Annotated in this window: 16 protein-coding genes; 11 read left to right on the top strand and 5 right to left on the bottom strand. The window is 63.2% G+C overall.

Annotated elements, in window-relative coordinates; all coding sequences use genetic code 11:
* Nucleotides 1-8: 8 nt before the first annotated feature.
* The 7 genes from ABQX22_RS05130 to ABQX22_RS05100 all read left to right on the top strand — a co-directional run bounded on the left by ABQX22_RS05130 (nucleotide 9) and on the right by ABQX22_RS05100 (nucleotide 8068).
* Nucleotides 9-1058, top strand: a complete 1050-nt coding sequence (locus ABQX22_RS05130; protein ID WP_349797146.1) for an ABC transporter permease — start codon at nucleotides 9-11, stop codon at nucleotides 1056-1058.
* On the top strand, nucleotides 1055-1897 hold the full coding sequence (locus ABQX22_RS05125; RefSeq protein WP_349797144.1) for an ABC transporter permease: 843 nt from the start codon (nucleotides 1055-1057) through the stop codon (nucleotides 1895-1897). Before ABQX22_RS05130 ends, ABQX22_RS05125 begins: the two co-directional genes overlap by 4 nt.
* Nucleotides 1894-3567, top strand: coding sequence for an ABC transporter ATP-binding protein (locus ABQX22_RS05120; protein WP_349797142.1), 1674 nt, complete (start codon nucleotides 1894-1896; stop codon nucleotides 3565-3567). Before ABQX22_RS05125 ends, ABQX22_RS05120 begins: the two co-directional genes overlap by 4 nt.
* A 105-nt stretch (nucleotides 3568-3672) precedes the next feature.
* Nucleotides 3673-5364 carry a GMC family oxidoreductase gene (locus tag ABQX22_RS05115; protein WP_349797140.1) on the top strand — a complete coding sequence of 564 codons (1692 nt, stop codon included), beginning with the start codon at nucleotides 3673-3675 and terminating at the stop codon, nucleotides 5362-5364.
* 11 nt (nucleotides 5365-5375) lie between these two features.
* Nucleotides 5376-5585 carry a hypothetical protein gene (locus ABQX22_RS05110; protein WP_349797138.1) on the top strand — a complete coding sequence of 70 codons (210 nt, stop codon included), beginning with the start codon at nucleotides 5376-5378 and terminating at the stop codon, nucleotides 5583-5585.
* Nucleotides 5582-7030, top strand: a complete 1449-nt coding sequence (locus ABQX22_RS05105) for an amidase (protein WP_349797136.1) — start codon at nucleotides 5582-5584, stop codon at nucleotides 7028-7030. The genes ABQX22_RS05110 and ABQX22_RS05105 overlap by 4 nt, the downstream gene beginning before the upstream one ends.
* A gap of 15 nt (nucleotides 7031-7045) precedes the next feature.
* Nucleotides 7046-8068, top strand: coding sequence for an alpha/beta fold hydrolase (locus ABQX22_RS05100; RefSeq protein WP_349797134.1), 1023 nt, complete (start codon nucleotides 7046-7048; stop codon nucleotides 8066-8068).
* Nucleotides 8069-8303: 235 nt separating this feature from the next.
* Here the strand turns inward: ABQX22_RS05100 and ABQX22_RS05095 are convergent, their stop codons facing one another.
* The gene (locus ABQX22_RS05095) at nucleotides 8304-9227 is read right to left on the bottom strand and encodes a carbon-nitrogen hydrolase family protein (protein WP_349797531.1); all 924 of its coding nucleotides are present in this window, start codon (nucleotides 9225-9227) and stop codon (nucleotides 8304-8306) included.
* An 11-nt stretch (nucleotides 9228-9238) separates the two neighbouring features.
* Nucleotides 9239-10498 carry an MFS transporter gene (locus ABQX22_RS05090; protein WP_349797132.1) on the bottom strand — a complete coding sequence of 420 codons (1260 nt, stop codon included), beginning with the start codon at nucleotides 10496-10498 and terminating at the stop codon, nucleotides 9239-9241.
* A 136-nt stretch (nucleotides 10499-10634) separates the two neighbouring features.
* On the opposite strand from ABQX22_RS05090, the gene ABQX22_RS05085 reads away from it, so the two are divergent.
* Both ABQX22_RS05085 and ABQX22_RS05080 read left to right on the top strand, forming a co-directional pair.
* Nucleotides 10635-11645: a LysR substrate-binding domain-containing protein gene (locus ABQX22_RS05085; protein ID WP_349797130.1), complete on the top strand. Its 1011-nt coding sequence runs from the start codon at nucleotides 10635-10637 to the stop codon at nucleotides 11643-11645.
* 93 nt (nucleotides 11646-11738) lie between these two features.
* Nucleotides 11739-14249, top strand: coding sequence for a PAS domain-containing protein (locus tag ABQX22_RS05080; RefSeq protein WP_349797128.1), 2511 nt, complete (start codon nucleotides 11739-11741; stop codon nucleotides 14247-14249).
* Nucleotides 14250-14258: 9 nt separating this feature from the next.
* On the opposite strand, the gene ABQX22_RS05075 is transcribed toward ABQX22_RS05080, so the two are convergent.
* Both ABQX22_RS05075 and ABQX22_RS05070 read right to left on the bottom strand, forming a co-directional pair.
* Nucleotides 14259-15401, bottom strand: a complete 1143-nt coding sequence (locus ABQX22_RS05075; RefSeq protein ID WP_349797126.1) for a sensor histidine kinase — start codon at nucleotides 15399-15401, stop codon at nucleotides 14259-14261.
* Between the two features lie 62 nt (nucleotides 15402-15463).
* Nucleotides 15464-15787 (bottom strand): helix-turn-helix domain-containing protein, encoded by a 324-nt coding sequence (locus ABQX22_RS05070; protein ID WP_349797124.1) that lies wholly within the window; start codon nucleotides 15785-15787, stop codon nucleotides 15464-15466.
* Between the two features lie 705 nt (nucleotides 15788-16492).
* Between ABQX22_RS05070 and ABQX22_RS05065 the strand changes: the two genes are divergently transcribed.
* Nucleotides 16493-16741 carry a hypothetical protein gene (locus tag ABQX22_RS05065; protein ID WP_349797122.1) on the top strand — a complete coding sequence of 83 codons (249 nt, stop codon included), beginning with the start codon at nucleotides 16493-16495 and terminating at the stop codon, nucleotides 16739-16741.
* Nucleotides 16742-16800: 59 nt separating this feature from the next.
* On the top strand, nucleotides 16801-19503 hold the full coding sequence (locus ABQX22_RS05060; RefSeq protein WP_349797120.1) for a beta-glucosidase: 2703 nt from the start codon (nucleotides 16801-16803) through the stop codon (nucleotides 19501-19503).
* A gap of 98 nt (nucleotides 19504-19601) precedes the next feature.
* Here the strand turns inward: ABQX22_RS05060 and ABQX22_RS05055 are convergent, their stop codons facing one another.
* Complete coding sequence (locus ABQX22_RS05055; protein ID WP_349797118.1) at nucleotides 19602-20174, bottom strand: TetR/AcrR family transcriptional regulator; 573 nt, start codon at nucleotides 20172-20174, stop codon at nucleotides 19602-19604.
* Nucleotides 20175-20691 lie beyond the last annotated feature (517 nt).

Genomic DNA, 20691 nt, shown 5'->3' with positions numbered 1-20691 from the left:
AAACGCCCGTGGCCGCCGATGAGGCCACGGGCTCCCGGGATTTTGCTGCAGGTGTCCGCGTGCTGAAAACACTGACTTACTCGCTTTCAAAACTGATCAAGGCACTGGGCGTGATTCTCGCCGTAGTCGTCGTCAACTTCTTCCTGATCCGGCTGGCACCGGGCGACCCCGCTTCGATCATGGCCGGTGAAGCCGGTGCCAGCGATCCGCTTTACGTCGAACGTCTGCGTGAGCAATTCGGCCTCGATCAACCGCTGTGGACCCAGTTGTGGACCTACATCAAGGGCGTGGTGCAATTTGATTGGGGGTTCTCGTACCGCATGAAAGTGCCGGTGCTGGACCTGATCCTCGACCGCCTGCCCGCGACGTTGCTGCTGATGGTGGCCGCGTTTATTTTCTCCATCACCCTCGGCGTGCTGCTGGGCGTGCTGTCGGCCAAAACCCGTTACACCGGCAAGCGTCGCTGGCTCGACAGCCTGATCGTGTCCGCCGCGCTGGTGCTGTACGCCACGCCGCTGTTCTGGCTGTCGCTGCTGGCGATCATTCTGTTCTCGGTCTACCTGGACTGGCTGCCGGCCTTCGGTATGCAAACCGTGGGCGTCGATCTGCACGGCTGGGCGCACATCAAGGACGTCGCGCTGCACCTGATCCTGCCGACCCTGTCGCTGGGCACGTTCTACATGGCGATGTACGTGCGCCTGACCCGCGCCTCGATGCTCGACGTGATGGGCATGGATTTCGTCAAGACCGCGCGGGCCAAGGGCGTTTCCGCGTCCCGGGTGATCCGTCGCCACGTCCTGCGCAACGGGCTGCTGCCGGTGGTCACGTTTTCCGGCATCCAGCTGGGGCAGATGGCCGGGGGCGCGGTGCTGACCGAGACCGTGTTCGGCTGGCCGGGCATTGGCCGGCTGATGTTCGACGCGCTGATGCAGCGCGATTATCAGCTGTTGCTGGGCATCTTCCTGGTCACCTCCACGATGGTGGTGATCTTCAACCTGCTGACCGATCTGGTTTATCGCCTGGTGGACCCGCGCATCGTATTTGAAGGTGGCAAATGAACGACTTCACCCGCCGATTCATGAAGAACAAGGGCGCGGTCGCCGGACTGTTGATCTTTGCCCTGGTCGTGGCGGTCGCCCTCTGCGCGCCGCTGTTATACGACGCCTCGCCGTGGATGATGGTGGCCGAGCCGCTGCTCACGCCGTTTCAGGACCCGGCCTACCCGCTCGGCACCGACATGCTGGGCCGCGACATCGGCGCCGGCATGGCCTACGGCGCCCAGGTGTCGCTGATCATCAGCCTGGTGTCCACCGCCGTTGCGGTCGTGGTCGGCGTGGCCATCGGTGCGGTCGCCGGTTACCACGGCGGCTGGATCGATGACCTGCTGATGCGCATCACCGAGTTCTTCCAGACCATTCCGCAACTGGCGATGGCCGTGGTGCTGGTCGCGATCTTCACCCCGTCGCTGTATTCCATCGTCGGCGCCATCGCCCTGGTGTCATGGCCGCCGGTGGCGCGCCTGGTGCGCAGTGAATTCCTGACCCTGCGCCAGCGCGAGTTCGTGCAGGCCGCCGTAGTCATCGGCCTGCGCCCCAGCCGGATCATCTTCACCCAGATCCTGCCCAACGCCATGTCGTCGATCATCATCACCGCCTCGCTGATGGTCGCCACCGCGATCCTCACCGAGTCGGCGTTGTCGTTCCTGGGCCTGGGCGATCGCAACATGATGAGCTGGGGATTCATGATCGGCGCCGCTCGCACGATGCTGCGCGAAGCGGCGTGGATGAGCATCCTGCCGGGGCTGGCGATTCTGCTGACCGTGCTGGCGATCAATCTCATCGGCGAAGGCCTGAGCGACGCACTCAATCCGCAACTGCGCAACCGGGGTGAACAATGAACCCAACCACCGACCACATCGAGCCTGTTACCGACGACGGCGCCGCGCTGCTCAGCATTCGCGGGCTCAGCGTGCGCTTGCCGGGCAACGGTGAGCGCAGCCACGCGGTAAAAGACATTTCCTTCGACCTGCGCCGTGGCGAAATCCTGTGCATCGTCGGCGAATCCGGCTCGGGCAAATCCATCAGCGCCAACGCCATCATGGGCTTGCTGCCGGACTATCTGCGCCCGGAGCAAGGCCAGATTCTGTTCGCCGGCAACGACCTGCTGCAGCAAACCGAAGACCAGCTGCTGGCACTGCGCGGGCGCAAGATCGGCATGATCTTTCAGGAACCCATGTCGGCCCTGAACCCCACTATGCGCATCGGCCAGCAGATTGCCGAAGTCATGGAAACCCATCAGGTGGGCAACGCGGCCCAGCGCCAACAGCGGGTGATGGAGTTGCTGAACCTGGTGGGGCTGCCTGATCCGGAGACGCTGCAGCATGTCTACCCGTTCCGGTTGTCCGGCGGGCAGCGCCAGCGGGTGATGATCGCCATGGCCCTGGCCCTCGAGCCGGACATCCTGATCGCCGACGAACCGACCACGGCGCTGGACGTCACCACCCAGGCGCAGATTCTGGCGCTGATCCAGAAAATCCAGCGGTCCATGGGCATGGGCGTGATGTTCATCACCCATGACTTCGGGGTGGTGGCCGACATCGCCGACCGCATCATCGTCATGGAAAAAGGCCTGCTGGTGGAACAAGGCAGCGCCGAGCAGATTCTGCACAGCCCGGCGCACCCGTACACCCGGCGCCTGATCGCGGCTGTGCCCCATGGCAAGCCCGAAGCGACGCGGCTGGAAGATAACCCGGCGCCGCTGCTTGAAGTGCGCAACCTCATGAAGACCTACGTCACCGGCGGCATGTTCAGCAAAGGCCGCGTGGTGCACGCGGTGAACAACGTCAGCTTCAACGTGGCCCGTGGCGAAACCCTGGGCATCGTCGGCGAGTCCGGCTCAGGCAAAAGCTCCATCGGCAAATGCCTGCTGAAGCTCCAGGGTGTGGACTCCGGCGAGATTATCTTCGCCGGGCAGGACATCGTGCCGCTGTCGCAGAAGGCGTTTCGCGGCCAGCGCGCCAAGCTGCAAATGATTTTCCAGGACCCGTTCGCCTCGCTCAATCCTCGGCACAAGGTCGGGCGCATTCTCATGGACGGGCCGGTGGCCAACGGCGTCTCCCCGGCCCAGGCCGAGCGCCGCGCAAGGGAGCTGCTGGCCCTGGTGGAACTTGAGCCCAGCGCATTCGACCGCTACCCGAACGAGTTTTCCGGCGGTCAGCGGCAACGCGTGGGCATCGCTCGCGCCCTGGCGCTGGACCCTGATCTGCTGGTGGCGGACGAGTCGGTGTCGGCGCTGGATGTGTCGGTGCAGGCGCAGGTCCTGAACCTGCTGCAGGACATCCAGCTGCGCCTGGGCGTAGCCATGGTCTTCATCACCCACGACCTGCGGGTCGCGGCGAAGATCTGCCACAAGGTGGCGGTCATGCACCGGGGGCAACTGGTGGAATACGGGCCGCCCGAGCAGATCCTCGGCAACCCGACCCAGGCGTATACCCAAAGCCTGATCGACGCCATGCCCGGCAAGGAATGGGACCGCCGCCGCGCCCTTGAGCCCGGCGCTTCGGTGTGAACCCCTGAGCCTGTCGCCCGCACTCACGCAGTGCGGGCGACGCCTTTTTTCCTGTGCCGGCGTGCCGTCCGACGGACCGCGCTGGCCCCTATCGGGTCAAGATCCTTGAATACCACTACCTTCGACTTTATCGTCATTGGCGCGGGCGCCGCCGGTGCCATCCTGGCCCACAGGCTGAGCGAGGACCCTTCGGTGTCGGTCTGCCTGCTGGAAGCCGGCCCGCCGGATACGTCGCCGTGGCTGCGTATTCCTGCGGGCTTCATCAAAGTCATCGGCGACCCAAAGTGGACCTGGCAGTTTCGCTCCGAGCCCACCGCCCATACGGCCAATCGCCCGATCAACCTGCCTCAGGGCCGGACGCTGGGCGGTACTACGTCGATCAACGGCATGATCTACAACCGGGGCCAGTCCCAGGATTACGACCAGTGGGCCGCCCAGGGCAATCCCGGCTGGAGTTACAACGAGGTGCTGCCGTACTTCAAGCGCAGCGAACGTCATCTGGGCCCGGTGGACAGTAAATTCCACGGCACCGATGGCTTGCTGGGCGTGTCGCGCCTGCAATGGCATCACCCGGTGGCCGAGGCCTTCATCGCCGGGGCCAATGCGTCCGGACTACCACGCAACGAGGATTACAACGGCGCGCAGCAGGCCGGTGTCGGTTATTTCCATCGCACGATTGCCGGCCGCTGGCGTTCCAGCACGTCCCGCGCGTTTCTGCGCCCTGCCCTCGCCCGCCCGAACCTGACCGTGTTGACCGACGCGCAGAGCGTCCAATTGCTGATGCAGGACAAGACCGTCACCGGCGTGCGCTACATGAACGCCCGCGACCCTGCCCGCCTTGGCGAAGTCCAGGCGCGACGGGAAGTGGTGGTGTGTGCCGGCGCATTGAACACGCCCAAGCTGCTGGAGCTGTCGGGCATTGGCTCTCCGGCCGTGCTGGAGCGAATCGGCATCGCCACCCGTCACGCCCTGCCCGGCGTCGGGGAAAACCTCGGTGATCACTACTCGGTGCGCGTCGTCGCCCGGGTCAAGGGCATCGCCACCATCAACGAGATCAGTCGCGGACCGCGTCTGGTGCGCGAGGTGTTGCGCTGGCTACTGGGGCGCCCGAGCCTCCTGGCGGTCAGCCCGTCGCTGGTGCACTGGTTCGCCTCCACCGACCCGACCGCCAGCCGGCCGGACCTGCAAGGCGTGTTCACCCCGGCCAGCTACAAGGAAGGCTCCATCGGCCAGCTGGACAGCTTTGCCGGCATGACTGCCGGCGTCTGGGTCCATCGTCCCAAGAGCCGTGGCCACGTCCACGCCCAATCGCCGGACCCGCTGCAAGCGCCACTCATCCAGGCCAATTACCTGTCGCACCCGGAGGATCGCGCGTTGTTGCTCAAAGGGATTGCCCAGGCCCGCACACTGCTGCGCAGCGCCGCCTTGCGCGAGTATTTCGACGAGGAAGTGCTGCCCGGCGCCAGCGTGCAAAGCGACGAGGACGTGTTGGCCTTCGCCAGTCGCTACGGCGGATCGGCGCAACATCTGGTAGGCACGTCGAAGATGGGGCCGGCCAGCGACCCGATGGCAGTGGTCGATCACGAACTGCGGGTCCATGGCCTCAACGGCCTGCGCATTGCCGACGCCTCGGTCATCCCCAGCAGCCCCTCGGCCAATACCTGTGCGGCGAGCATGATGATTGGTGAAAAGGCTGCGGACCTGTTGTTGGGTCGTGGGCCGCAACCGGCCGGCACTGAGACCGAAAGCTTGCTTGCGGACCTCTCTGTGCAACTGACGCAACCCGTCCATTCGTGAGGGACAACCTGATGCCCACCAGCCTGATCGATCAAATTCTCGGTAACGCCAGCCGCGCGGGGCTGACCATCACCGACCAGCGCGCCGAGCAGATCGCCTCGGCCGTGCGACCGCGACTGGAAGCCTTCGCCCGGATTCGTCCGCGCCTGTCGTTCGACGACGCGCCGTCCTTCGAAAGCGAGTTGCTGGCTGCCCGTCATGTGCCGGAGCCTGGTCAATGAACGCTCCTTCCGATCCGCTGGACCTGAGCCTGACTGCAGCCCGCGCCGCGCTCGCTGCGCGCGAGGTGTCATCGGTAGAACTGACCCAAGCCGCGTTGGCCCGGGCTCACGCCCTGCAAGGGGATTTCAATGCGTTCATCCGTTTCGATGACGAGAGTGCCTTGCGCCAGGCCCGCGCCAAGGATGACCTGTTGGCCGCAGGCTGCACTCACGCGCTGACCGGCATACCCCTGGCGTTCAAGGACATGTTCTACCGTGAGGGACAGGTCTCGACCTGCGGCTCGAAGTTGCGTGAGCACTGGAAGGCGCCGGTCACTGCCCAGGTGCTCGATTGCCTCGATAACGCCGGGGCGGTCAGCCTCGGCACCCTGAACATGACCGAATTCGCCTACGGTCCCACCGGCCAGAACGCCTGGACCGGCGATGCGCGCAACCCCTGGAACCGCGACTACATCAGCGGCGGCTCTTCGTCGGGGTCGGCCATTGCCGTGGCGACGCGCATGGCGTTCGGGACGCTGGGTTCGGACACCGCCGGCTCCGTGCGCATGCCGGCGGCGCTGTGCGGTGTCACCGGGATGAAAACCACGTACGGGCTGGTCTCGCGCTTTGGCTGCATGCCGCTTTCGTCGTCACTGGACACCGTCGGCCCGCTGACCCGTAACGTGCAGGACAACGCGCTGCTGCTGTCTCTGATCGTCGGGAGCGATGCCCGGGACCCGGCAACGCTTGCGTTTGGGCAGGTCCCGCCGGGCAATTACCTGAGCAGCGCCGCAGCGCCCACCGTGGAAACACCGTTGGCCGGGCTGCGCATCGGCATGCCCAGCGGCTATTTCGACCGCCATCTGGATGGCGCGATCGGGCGCATTCTGGCTCAGGCCAGCGCCGTGCTGGCTGACGCCGGGGCGCTACTGGTCAGCGTGCCGATGCCTGCCGAGATGGACGCCATCAACGCCGCCGGGGTGTTGCTCAACTGGGGTGACGTGATCAGCCTGCACGGCGCGCACCTGCGTGGGCACATTGAGCAGCTCAGCCCGCAGACCCGTGGGCGGATGGAAGTGGCGCTGGGCGCGACGGCTCAGGATTACCTGGACGCACAACGGCTGCGCGGCGTGATGCTCAAAGCGTTCTGTTCAGACGTGTTTGGCGCTTGCGATGTGCTGCTCGCACCGGCACTGTCGATGCCCACCCCGCGCTTGAGCGATGTGGACGTCAACGGTGGCCCGGCGATGATGACCGTTCTCGATGAAATCACCCGCCTGACCCGCCCGGCCAATGTGCTCGGGCTGCCGGCGCTGACCCTGCCCTGCGGTGCGCTGGAAAACCGGCTGCCCGTGGGTATGCAGCTGATGGGCCGGCCGTTTTCCGAAGCGTTGCTGTACCGGGTCGGCGCCGCCTTTGAGCAGCGGACCCCCTGGCACGCACGCTCGCCCCTGTCTTCCCTTTAATACGGAGCCCTGAACATGGAACTGGACTACTCGACCTTCGCCGCCGGCGACGTGGTGCTGCAATCAGGCCGCACATTCCGCAACCTGACCCTGGCCTACAAAACCTACGGCCGTCTGAACGCCGACAAAGACAACGTCATCGTTTACCCGACGTCCTACGCCGCTCAGCATCCGGACCTTGAGCACATGATCCAGCCCGGCGGTGCACTGGACCCCGAGCGCTACTTTATCGTCATCCCCAACCTGATCGGCAACGGCCTGTCGAGTTCGCCGTCGAACACACCGTGGCCCGACACCGGCGACCGCTACCCCCATGTCACGTTCTACGACGCCGTGCAGGTGCAAAAGCGCATGCTCGCCGAGCTCTGGGGGATCGAGCGCATCGCGTTGGTCTATGGCTGGTCCATGGGCGCGATGCAGGCTTATCACTGGGGCGCGCTGTTCCCCGACGCAGTGGAGCGCATCGCGGTGGTCTGTGGCGCGGCCCGTTGTTCCCCGCACAACAGCGTGTTCATCCAGGGCATCGAACACGCCTTGAAAGCCGACCCTCACTGGAACGATGGCGCCTTCACCGCTCGCCCGGTTCGCGGGTTGCGGGCGATGGGGCGCATCTACGCCGGCTGGGCGCTGTCGCAGACGTTCTTTCGTGAGGAAAAATGGCGTGTGCTGGGGGCCAGTTCGCTGGAGGATTTTCTGATCAACAACTGGGAAGCCAGTTTCTCGCGCCGTGACGCCAGCGACCTGCTGGCGATGTTCTGGACCTGGCGCCATGGCGACATCAGCGCCAACGACCTGTACGGCTCAGACCTGCCGAAAGCATTGAGCGCCATCAAGGCCAAAACCCTGCTGATGCCCGGCGACCACGACCTGTATTTCCAGACCGACGACAACATCGCGGAGATGGCGCACCTGAAAAACGCCGTCCTCAAACCCATCCCCTCGATCTGGGGCCACCGCGCCGGCAACCCCTCCGCCACCGCCCAGCCCGAAGACCGGGCGTTCGTTGAAGCGGCGATCCGGGCGCTGCTGGAAGATTAATGCCCGACGTGCACATCACCCTGTGGGAGCGGACCTGTCCGCGAAAGCATTCGCACATCCTGCCGAGGTGCGTCGAATGTACCGCCCTCTTCGCGGACAGGTCCGCTCCCACGGTTGAACTGCGGCGCAGCGCTGATCGCGAGCAAGCTCCCTCCCACCACGTCCTGCGGCGGGCACGTATTCTCTGTAGGCGCTGCCGAGGGACGAAGGTTGCGATGGCTAAACGCCCTGCCCCTTATTCGAAACTCACCGCCTTCATCGGCTTGACGTTGACTTTCAGTTCGAAGACATCCGGGCGGGCGTAGTGGCCGCACACGTCCATGTCCTGGTTGCCCTTGTTCAGCAGCGTCATGTCCAGGTCGGCGTACAGTTCGGTTTCGCAGTCATGCACCGGGCCGGCGAGCACTTCCCCCAGGGGGCTGACGATCATGCTGCCGCCGCGCATGATGTAGTCATCGCCCTTGAAGTCGAGTTCGAAGGCGGCCCGGTGTTCATCCGAGTATTCGTTGAGCTTGATCGCCTGGCAGGCGGACAGCACAAAGACCCGGCCCTCCAGCGCAATGTGCACCATCGAACTGGGCCAGGAGACGCGGTCATCGGCGGTGGGCGCGCAATACAGCTCGACACCCTGGGCGTACATCGCCTGACGCAGCGCCGGCATGTAGTTCTCCCAGCAGATGACACTGCCCAGCACGCCGATGTCGGTGTGCACCGCCTCGAGAGTGGAACCGTCGCCAAAGCCCCAAATGATCCGCTCCTGCCCGGTGGGCATGAGCTTGCGGTGATAACCCGCCACACCCCGTCCCGGAACCAGGGTCACGGCGGTACAGTACAAGGTACGGCCAAAACGCTCGATGATCCCCACAACCGCAGTCACCCCGGTTTCATCGACGCAGGCCGACAGCGTATTCAACTGCGGGCCGTCCAGTGTCACGGCGCCTTCGACATAAACGTTGTACTGCTGCCGGCCCGTCGGGCTGCGGTTGCCCACCACACTGCCGAAACCGAGGCCCTTGGGGTAACCGCCGATGAACGCCTCCGGGAATACCGCCAGCGTCGCACCCTGGGCCGCGACCCGGCGCAGGATGTCGCAAGCCTTGTCGGTGCTGGCCGCTGGGTCATGAGGGATGGATGCCGCCTGGATCACTGCTACTCGCATCACGTGTTCTCCTAATAGTTGCTGATGTCGTTGTCTTTGGTTTCAGGCAGGGTTCGCCACAGCACCAGCAGGCACACCAGTGACACGCCGGCCAGGTACCACGCCGGGACGTCGGGGTTGCCGGTTTCGCGAACCAGCGCAGCGGCAATAAAGGGTCCTGGGCCCGCCAGCACGGCCAGCGCAAGGTTGTGCCCGAGGGCGGCGCCGGTGGAGCGGATCGACGCCGGAAAGATCTCCACCAGCAGCACCACGTCCATCACCGCCGTGATGGCGACCAGAATGCCGAGCACCGTGAGCCCGAACAGGATCGCCCACAGGTTGCCGGTGTTGAGCAGCACAAAGATCGGATAGGCCAGGACGGTCAGCCCGGCCGCCGCGCCCAACAGCAGTTTGCGGCGACCGAATGCGTCACTCAGCCGTCCGATGATCGGATGGGCAATGCAGTAGATCACCAGGGCCAGGCTGCATAGCCACAACGCCGTGCTTTTCGGCAAACCGACCGTGGTCACCAAGTGGTTGTTGGCGTAGGTGATGAAGAAATACAGCGAAACCCCGAACAGCGCGGAGAAGGCAAACGTGGTGATAAACGCGTTGCGCTTGACCGCTCCGGACGGCGCTTGCACCGTCGTGGTGCCGCGCTGCCGGACCATCGCCTCGTAGACCGGTGTGTCGCCCAGCCGACGACGGATGTAGATCGCGATCCCGGTCATGATGATCGAGGCCACGAAGGGCAGACGCCAGCCCCATGAAATCAATTGCTCATCGGTCAGCACGTTCGACAGCACCGCCGCGGTGAACGTCCCGAACAGGAAGGCGCAGCCGGCGGTGCCGGTGATCACGGCCGCTGCGGTGGCCCGGCGGTTGGCCGGGGCACTTTCAACGATGTAGATCCCGGCGCTGGACCATTCGCCGCCCACCATCATGCCTTGTATGAAGCGCAGCGCGATCAGCATCACCGGCGCCAGGATGCCAATCGTGGCGTAACCCGGGAGCAGGCCGATCAACGTGGTGCAGATGCCCATCCCGAACACGGTGATGATCAGCACCGCCCGGCGGCCAAAGCGATCGCCGATGGGGCCGAGGATCAACGCCCCAAAGGGTCTGGAGACAAAGCCCACGGCAAACACGGCCAGCGATGACAGCAGCGACACCCCCGGCGCGCTGGACGGGAAGAACAGCGTGCCGATGATCGCGGCAAAGTAGCCGTAGATCGCAAAATCGAACCATTCCATGAAGTTGCCGATGCCCACCGCCACGGCACGCTTGCGCATGTCTACGCTTTGGCTGGAATGGAACTTGCTGCGGCTTGATGCCTGATGTGTCGTGTCCACTGGATAACCCCTGACCGCGCTGGTAATGGGCCAAGCCTAGGAACGATGAAGCCCGCCTGACAAACGATTAGAAAAGATGACCCGGATTAACGTACGTAATATCGCCCGCATCGACATGAACCTGTTGCTCACTTTTCATTGCCTGATGACCGAGCGAAGCGCGACACGGGCCTCGGCCGTCCTGCATGTCACCCAGGGCGCCGTCAGTTCGGCCCTGCGCCGCCTGCGCGAGCATTTCGATGACGAACTGTTCGTCCGCACCCCGTCCGGCATGCAACCGACCCGCAAGGCCATGCTGCTGGCGCCCACCATCGCGCAGGCGCTGACGTCGATTTCCGGGCTGCTCACCGGCGAGCTTGAATTCTGCGCCGAGCAATCCAGCCAGGTGTTCAACATCGGCCTGTCGGACGACATCGAGGCGTATCTGGCGCCGCAGATCGTCAGCGCCGCCGCGTCCAGTGGTCTGGGGGTCAGCTTCGCTTTTCACCAGACCAACAGTTCGTTGTGGAAACAGGCCTTGCAGGACCCGGACATGGACCTGGTGCTGTGCTGCGAACCCAAGGACTTCACCACCCGCTATTCCTCGCAGGTGCTGTTTTCTTCGTCCTACTCATGCCTGTACCGGCCGCGACCGGATGGCGACGAAGCACCCATGGGGCTGGAGGACTACTTCGAGGCCAGCCATGTGCGCGTGTCCTACGATGGCCGACGCGGCTTCATCGATGACATGTTCGAGCGCGCGGGACGCAGCCGAAAGGTCATGGCTTCGTTCAGCCATTTCGCCGGCGCCTTGTCGACCCTGGCCGCCAGCCAAGGCGTCCTGACGCTGCCCACCTTCGCCGCCATCACCTATGCGCGGATGATGAACCTGACCGTGTGCCCGGTGCCGCTGGCGGTGCCCTCGTTCAGGTGCTTCACGGTCTGGGACAACATCCGGCACAACGAGGCGCATCACCTGTGGCTGCGCCAGTTCATCAGCGACGTGGTGCAAAGAGGCGACCCGGCGGTGAACCCGGCGCCGGCCATGGCAACCGCCTATGACCCGCGCGCTGACGCCCTGACCATCGTGCCGGCCCGGGCCGGTTGAAACGGCGCAAACAGACGCCCGAGAAGCGCTTCCCCCGCTGAACCACGCACTCATCGACAGACGGTTACATCAATTCGAATGAGTGAGTGTGCGGTGATTGGCCGTGATGACATCATGCACGCCATTCGCAAAGAGTTGTGGGGCGTCATGCTGGATATTGAAGTAACACCGGGTAGCGCTCCGCGCATCGACCTGCCCCGAGGCGGCGGCGAGATGGGGCGTCAGCTGCGGGAAAAAGACTGGTCCGGCTCTCCCCTCGGCGCCCGCAGCACCTGGTCTCCCGCACTGCTGACCACCATGAGCCTGATGCTCAACGCGGCAGACAGCGTCTATCTGGTCCTGGGCCCGGAGCGCCTGCTATTTTTCAACGATGCCTTCCGCGCCGTGCTGCCGGGCATCCCCGCCCATGTGCTGGGGCGCCCGGTGACCGACGTGCTGCGCACCGCCTGGCGTGAGATATCACCGTTGGCCGACAAGGCCTGGCGCGGTGAAAGCGTTCGCATCAACAAGCAGTTTCTGACCGTCAGCCGTAATGGCCGCAGCGAGCATTCATGGTGGTCGCTGTCGTTCAGCCCGCTGTATGACGACGAAGGCCGGGTGATGGGCCTGTTTTGCCAGGTCGACGAAACCACTGAGCACATCCGGACCGAAAAGCGTCTTGACGAGCACGAAGCCTTCACCGACCGGGTTCTGGCCAGCCTCAACGACTGCATCAAAGTGCTGGACCTGGACGCCCGGCTCACGTTCATGAGCGAAGGTGGGCAACGCATCATGGAGGTCACCGATTTCAACGCCATTCGCGGCTGCCCCTGGCCGGACTTCTGGCAGGATCAGGGCAACGCCGACGCCAGGGCGGCAGTCGCTCAGGCCAGGCTTGGCCACAACGCCTCGTTCATGGGGGCGGCGCAGACCTTTGGTGGCACCCTGAAATGGTGGCACGTGCAGGTCAGCCCGATCTTCGGCACAGACGGCAAGCCCGAAAAAATCCTGTGTGTCTCCCGGGACATGACCAGCTTGCGCGAAGCGGAGGAATCGCTGCGCACGCTCAACGAGTCCCTGGAACAGCGGGTGATCGAGCAGACCCAGGACCGGGACCGCATCTGGCGCCTGTCCGCCGACCTGATGCTGATCGTCAGCTTCGACGGGCAGATATCGGCGGTCAATCCGGCCTGGACTCAGCTGCTGGGCCACGAGCAGGACGCGCTGATCAACACCTCCATCGCGGCGCTCATCCACCCCGAAGACTGGGCCAAGACCCGGCGAGCCATGGACGAACTGCGCACCGGCAAAAGCTTTTTCGGGTTCAAGATTCGCTACCGGCACGCCAATGGCAGTTACCGGGTCATTGCCTGGTCGGCGGTGCCGGACAAAGACTTCATCCATGCCGTGGGCCGCGACATCCAGGTCGAAGAGGACGCCAAGGAAGCGCTGCGTCGCTCGGAAGAAGCCCTGCGCCAATCCCAGAAGCTGGAAGCCATCGGGCAGTTGACCGGGGGCGTGGCCCACGACTTCAACAACTTGCTGACGGTGGTCAAGTCCTGCGCCGAGCTGTTGCGGCCCGCTTCCCTGCCCGAGCCTCGCCGCCTGAAGTACGTGGAAGCCATCTCCACCACGGTTGACCGCGCGGCGCGCCTGACCAGCCAGTTATTGACCTTCGCCCGGCGTCAGACCCTGCGCCCGGAAGTGTTCAACGTCAGTCAGAACGTGCTGCACGTCGGCGAGATGATGGACAGCCTGACGGGCGCCCGGATCCGGGTCACGATCCAGACGCCTGACGAGCCCTGCTTCATCAACGCCGACGGCAGCCAGTTCGACACCGCCCTGGTGAACATGGTGGTCAACGCCCGGGACGCCATGGCCGGCGACGGGCAGCTGACCATCACGGTCGCCAGCGCCACCAGCCTGCCCTCGGTGCGTTCACACCCGCTGCGCACGGGCGACTACATCACCATTTCCCTGACGGACACCGGCACCGGCATCCCGCCTGAAAAGCTCGGGGTAATTTTCGAGCCGTTCTACACCACCAAGGGCGTCGGCAAAGGCACAGGCCTTGGGTTATCGCAGGTCTTTGGTTTCGCCAAGCAGTCGGATGGCGAAGTGGTGGTACAGAGCGAATTGGGCCAAGGCAGTACGTTCACCCTGTACCTGCCCCGGGTCCAGGAGCAATCGGTGGAGACCCGACACGAGGCGCAGCCGTCGGGGCTGTCCGGTTCGGCGTTGTGCGTGCTGATGGTCGAGGACAACGAAGACATCGGGATTTACATCTCGCAGACCCTGGAACAGATGGGGTTTGAAGTGATGTGGGTGCCCAACGGCCTGGCGGCGCTGGAGGCACTGGAACGCCACCCGGCCAGCTTTCAGGTGGTGTTCTCCGATATCTCCATGCCGGGCATGAGCGGGGTCGAGTTGCTCAAGCAAATTGAAACTCTGTACCCATGGCTGCCGGTGGTGCTGACCACCGGCTACACCCAGGAACTGGCCCACCCCGATGAAGCCGATCTGCGGCGCTTCGAGTTGCTGCGCAAACCGTATTCGGTGGAAGAACTGTCGGCGTTGCTGCAGCGCATCGTCAGGGATCGCACCGCCGACGCCGTCCAGGGCTGAGGGCCGTCGTCAGGCAGGTTCGGCCGCGGTCAGGCTCCGCGGCAGTGTCACCTTGAACACGGTGCCCGACTCGGTCGTGGATGACACTTCAATGCTGCCGCCATGGGCGGTGGCAATCTCGGCGGCGATGAACAGCCCCAGCCCCAGACTGGCCAGCGGCCCCTGCTCGACGGCGGCATGGGGCGAATAGCGGCCCATCGGGTTGAAGATGGACGGCAGCACCTCCGCCGGTATGGGCTGGCCATCGTTGTGCACGCTGAACACCAGCGCGTCTGCGCCGCCCTCCAGCGAGACGACCACCGGGGCGTGTCGCGCGCCGTGCTGCACCGCATTGCCGATCAGGTTGGAGAACGCCTGCTCCAGGCGAGCGCCGTCAAAATCACCCTCGGTCACGCCTGATGCCTGGAAACGGATGTCAGCCTCGGGGTGGACGGTGCGCGATTCATCCACGATGCGCTCGCACACCGGCGCAACGTCCAGGTGCGCGCGTTTGACCGGGATGCCGGGGCCGACCTGGGAACGGGTGAAGTCCAGCAGGTCGCCCACGATCTGGTTGGCGCGCTTGACGCTGGCGTAGATCTTGGAGGTGATCTTGGTCGCCCGCTCGCCCAGGTCGTCGGTGCGCAACAGCACATCGGCGCCCAACAGGATCGCGCTCAGCGGCGTGCGCAGGTCGTGGCCGAGGATGCCGAGAAAGATATTGCGCGAGGCCTGCACCGCGTCGGTGTAGCTGGCAATGGACTCGGCAAGCGCCTGATCGATGGCTTCGTTGAAGCGAATCAGGTCATCCACTTCAAAGGTCGCGCCGGTTTTGATCTGGCCCATCCAGTGACGCACCACACTGGCCCGCAACGCCCGGAATTCAGAAACGATCTGGTTGATGGAGAAGCCTGCCACCAGCCGCGTGATCGCGTGGGACTCGGCGGCCGTGCCGTCAGCCGCGGGACCTCGGCCCTGGGATTTATCGACCTGCTGGCGCGACGATTGCTCGGTACCCAGGTCAGCGGCGATGGTTCTCAGCATCCGCTGCGCGTGGTCACGCAGTGCGGTAGCGTCCAACGGCTTGTCAGGGACCGCCATGGTCTGGGCGAAGTCTTCCCATTCCTGCAGGATGGGTTCGATGTTCTCGATGATGAGGCGGGAAAGGCGCATGAGTGTTCGGTCCTGGAATCAATCGCGTGCCCTCTCTGGAGCACGTCGAGGCTTGAGCTGGCTTATCGGATATGGCGACCGAGCACCACAAATAGCTGGTTGACGCCGGCGCGGTCTTCCCGGGTCATTCGCCGCAGCGTCGCCACAATGCTTTGCTCGTTATGGGTGAGGTCGGACGGGTCGGTGACACACCGTTCGCTGGTGATCAGATACGCCACATCGATCAACTCCGATATGGCCAGGAGGTAGTCCACTTTGGGGAGGCGCAAGCCACTTTCGTAATGACCCTGAGCATTGGGCTGCACGCCGCCCAATTCAGCCAGTGCCCTCTGCGTGAGCTTGTGGCTCACTCGTTCTTGTCTTAACCGACTGCCAAATGAGCCCATGATTCCATCAACCTTGGTCAGCCTCAGAAATGAGACCGATGCGGCAGCATGGGCGCGATCCACCCAAATAGATACGATTTGCGGGAAAGCTTATCCAAAACTGCAGGTGCCCACGTATTCGCGAGGCGTCGTGCCTGACACCCCGCGTCCGCCGCCTCGGCAACGCGTTGACGCCTGTGAAGCGGCGAGCAGTTTCCTTCAACACGCTCGCTCTCAAGCTTGGGGTAGCCATTCCTTCCTGTTTATTGACGTCAACTAACTGTGCACCGTTTTATTGGTTTAATTCAGTTATGCCTGCGTTCAGAGCGCTGCAGTTCTGCGGGGCAAAGCTTCAGTTCAGCGCAGGGAAAGCTGATATCAAAACGGCCTTCACCCTTCAGAAATCATGTTTTAACAGAGTTAAAATTCATCGAAAACAGAGCGCGTACTCTGTAATACGTAAAAGACGGATAATAGCGATAAACTTTTTTTTCGCGGCTTAAAATTCTACTATTATAGAATTTAAGGACATTTATCACACGTTCTTAGCTGAATAACGAGACCGAGATAACCAAGATTCAAGACTTTTAACGGCTTTTACTAATCAAATCATTACCCTCCCATAACTTTTACATTCACTATATGGCCTTAATACCCGCAACCGGCTCCGTGCTTGCTTGCCGGTGTTACCGCCTGACTCCCCTTTTCTATTTGGAGATACTCCCAATGGCTAGAAGCTTGCTGCCCCTTGCCGCCAGTTTGCTGATGGGCTTTACCGTGTTGTCCGTGTCAGCCGCCCAAAACGCCAGTCCCCTGCCTGCCACTTCCAGCGACGTGCATCAGGACGTTGACGCCAAGCGCGAGCAGATCACCGGCGCGGATGCCGCCGCCACTCCGCACACAGGCGGTGCGCAACCGGTGCTCGACGCGCCGATCGCCACCGACGATGCCCCCGAAGGCAATGACAGCAAATAAGCCGTCGGTTGACGCGCAACGCATCACTGCACTGATTGAACGAAACGAGGAGTAGCTGCATGTCCCTGATCAAACAAGGCCTTGGCCTGAGCCTGCTCGCACTGAGCATTTCTCAGGCGAGCGCCGTACTGGCTGTCACCCCGATGACAGGTAATGAAGTCGAAGCGCGGGTTGGCGCGATGCTGGACAATATGTCGCAGTCGGAGAAGATCAACTTCTCCCGCGTCGATGACGGGCGAATGATTCCGAAACTGGACAAGTTCAACCTCAACGGTACGGTCGCCTACGATTCGTCCATGGGCGTGCTGGTCAACGGCAAGACCTTTGGCGCGCAATTCCCGTCCCCGTCAGCCCTTGCGGCGACGTGGAGCATCAACCGCGCCAAGGAGTTCGGCCTGGCGATTGGTTACGAAACCCGCATCGCGGGCGGTCAGCAGATGCTTTCACCCGCCGTCAACCTGTACCGCACCCCGTTTAACGGGCGTGCAGGCGAGTACATGAGCGGCGAAGACCCGTTCCTCGGCGCGGTATTGGCACCGGCCGTCACCAACGGTATTCAGGTTCAGGGCATCCAGTCCGCCGCCAAGCATTTCCTGATGAACGAGCAGGAGGCCAACCGTCATTACCTGAACGTCAAGATTGACGAGCGCTCCATGCAGGAGCTGTACCTGCCCGCCTTCGAATCGCTGGTGAAAAACGCCAATGTCGCCTCGGTCATGTGCGGCTACAACAAGATCAACGGCGATTACGCCTGCGAAAACCACCACCTGATCACCGACATCCTGAAAGGCCAATGGGGTTTTCAGGGCAACGTGATGAGCGATTTCAACTCGGTTCAGGACGCCTTCAAGGGTGCATGGGCCGGCACCGACATCGACATGCCCAGCGGCCTGCAATTTACCGAAGCCAAGCTGCTGCCCTACGTCTGGAACGGCCAGCTGCACCAGAGCGTGATCGACGACAAAGCCCGCCGCAACCTGCGCGCCCTCGTCAGCTACGGTTTCGACAAGGGCGTCAACAAAGCACAGCCCCTGGCGCACACCGAATACGGTCAGACCGCTGCGCTCAACATCGCCCGGGAATCGATCGTACTGCTGCGTAACGAACCGGTAGACGGGGCCAAACCTCTGCTGCCGCTGCCGAGAAACGCAAAAGTTGCCGTAATTGGCGATCTGGCCGTGCAACCGCCGACTTCGCCGTTCGGCACGCCGTACTCTGTGCCTTCCAGCTACGTGACCGAACTCAGCGGTCTCAAGCAGTTGGCGTCCAGCAGCACCCAGGTGGATTACCTGCCGGCGTTGAGCCTCAACCCCATGTCGTCGGTCTGGTACCAGCCGAGCCAGGCCAAGGGCAAGAATGCGATCAGCAACGCCGGTGTGAAAGCCGAGTATTACGCCAACACCACGCTGTCGGGCGATCCGGTGGCGACCCGCGTCGAGCCGGGCGTGAATTTGAACTGGGTCACCAGTAACAACGTCACCGACAACGGCAGCACCACGGTCAGCGGCTACAACCCGGCCGCCGGCGCGTTTTCCGCACGCTTCACCAGCAAGATCAAGCCGACCATCTCCGGCCCGCAAGTGTTCAAAGTCCGGGCCGATGGCGCCTACAAGCTTTGGATCAACGATGAGCTGGTGCTGGAAGACCAGGACAAGCAGGTGTCGTTCGACCTGATCCCCGTCGTCCCGCGCACGGTCAAGACGGTCAACCTGAAGGCCGGCACCGAGTACAACGTCCGTCTGGAATACCGTCGCACCAAGGGCAACTACACCCCGGTGCTGGGCGGCATGAATGGCGTGCAGATGAGCTGGGCGTCGTTGCGTCCACCGGCGAATCTGGCCGATTACGACGCGGTGGTGGTCGCCGCCGGCAGCAACTACGAGTACGAAGGCGAGTCCCTGGACCACCCGTACGAAATGCCACAGTTCCAGTCCGAGCTGATCAGCTTCGTGCAGCGTGCCAACCCGAAAACCATCGTCGTGATGCATGGCGGCGGCGGGATGGACATGCAGCCGTGGGCCAACAAGGTCGCCGCCTCCCTGCACGCCTGGTTCCCGGGCCAGCAAGGCGGTCAGGCGCTGGCCGAGATCCTCTATGGCAAGGTCAACCCGTCCGGCAAACTGCCGATCACGCTGGATAAAAAGATCGAGGACAACCCAAGCTTCCCGTCCTTCTCCGACCCCGTGCCGTACTACTTCAGCAGCGCCAATCCGCCGACTGAAATGACCTACAGCGAAGGCCTGTACCTGGGCTACAGAGGCTACGACAAGAAGCACACCAAACCGCTGTACCCGTTTGGCTTTGGTCTGTCGTACACCACGTACGCCTACAGCGACCTGAAACTGTCGAGCAACGTGCTGGCACCAGGCGCCACCATCAAGGCGACCTTCAAGGTGACCAACACCGGCGACAAGGCAGGCTTTGAAGTGGCTCAGGTGTACGTGCAGCCTTCGCAGCCGAAAGTGGATCGCCCGGAAAAGGAACTCAAAGGGTTCTCGAAGGTGTACCTCAAGCCGGGCGAGAGCAAGACCGTGACCGTCGCGCTGGACTCGCGTTCGTTCGCCTACTACTCGCCTGAGACGGTGAGCTGGATCGTCGACCCGGGCAAGTTCAAGGTGCTGGTGGGCAAGGATTCCGAAGACCTCGCGCTCAATCGCACCGTCGTGGCGCTGTACCCGGAAAAGCTGACCACGCGTGATTCCAACCCGCTTCCCGTTCCGCTGCGCAACGCAGTGCAAGTCAAGCCAGAACAGGCTTACTGATGGGTAGCGATCGGCGGCTGCAATAGCCGCCGATCGCTGTTCGGCGCCTCACACGTTCTACCATCCCCGCTGACACCTCCCCCCCCGCTGCGCCGTCGTTACGGTCGTGCCAGGTCCACCGCCAGTCGCTCCAGGAATCGGGCGAACGCGCGATGGATGGGCACTTCTTCAGGTGAACGAAGCCACTGGATCTGCATGCCGTCCATCATGCCTGCGATCTCGACGCTGACCTGTTTGACGTCGGTGTCTGCCCTGATCTCGCCTGCCTCCATTAGCGCATTGAGTTGAGCCTGGATGTGGCCGTGCACAATGCTGAAGCGGTCGCTGAACCAACGATGGGCCGGATGGGTGACCGACAGGCTTTCCGTGTTGATGATCATCAGCGCCTGGCTGACGGAAGCGTCTTCAATGCTGAAGCGCATGATCCGGTTGAGAAACGCGAGAAAACCCTCCAGCGACGCCACCTGTTCGGCGTCTTGCAAGCGCGTGGCGATGTAGTGATCGCGATGCTCCAGCACGGCGTGCAGCAGCGCCAGTTTGTTGGGGAAGTGATGCAGCAGCCCCACCTGCGACAGCCCCGCCACCTTGGCCACATTGGTCAACGACGCACCCGCAAAACCATCCCGGGCGAAGATCACCATCGCCGCTTGAATGATTTCGAGCTTGCGCACCTCGCCTTTGGGCAGGCGGCGCGGTTTGGGGGGAGACGTTGACTCGGAAATGGGGGCGATCTCAGGGCTGGGGGCGGGTCACACCAGGGGCCGTGGGCAGGTGAGCGACGGAACATACCATGCACGCGAAGCGCCCACAAATACGGCGCCAGGTGGATCGTGTGGAGTTTTGGTTTTTGATCCTGGCCGCAGGCCGTGGGAGCTTGGCTTGCCAGCGATTGGCTGCGCAGCAGTCATCAAACCAGGCGACCGAGGTGTTTCAGGCAAAACGCATCTGCCGGATTTACTGCCGGTGCCCGGCAGATCGCGGGACAAGCCACGCTCCCACGCCCTTCGGGCAGACGCGGATCGTGTCGAATGTGGCCTTTGATGATCGTGCCCACGCTCTGCGTGGGCACGCAGTGGCTGACGCTCCGCGTCCGGTTTTTGATGCTGGCCTCAGGCCGTGGGAGCTTGGCTTGCCAGCGATTGGCTGCGCAGCAGTCATCAAACCAGGCGACCGAGGTGTTTCAGGCAA

It is taken from the genome of Xanthomonas sp. WHRI 1810A, from assembly GCF_040202885.1.
Classification (GTDB): Bacteria; Pseudomonadota; Gammaproteobacteria; order Pseudomonadales; family Pseudomonadaceae; genus Aquipseudomonas.
Note: the sequence above shows the minus strand (reverse complement) of the source record. Positions and strands in the feature narration are given on the sequence as shown.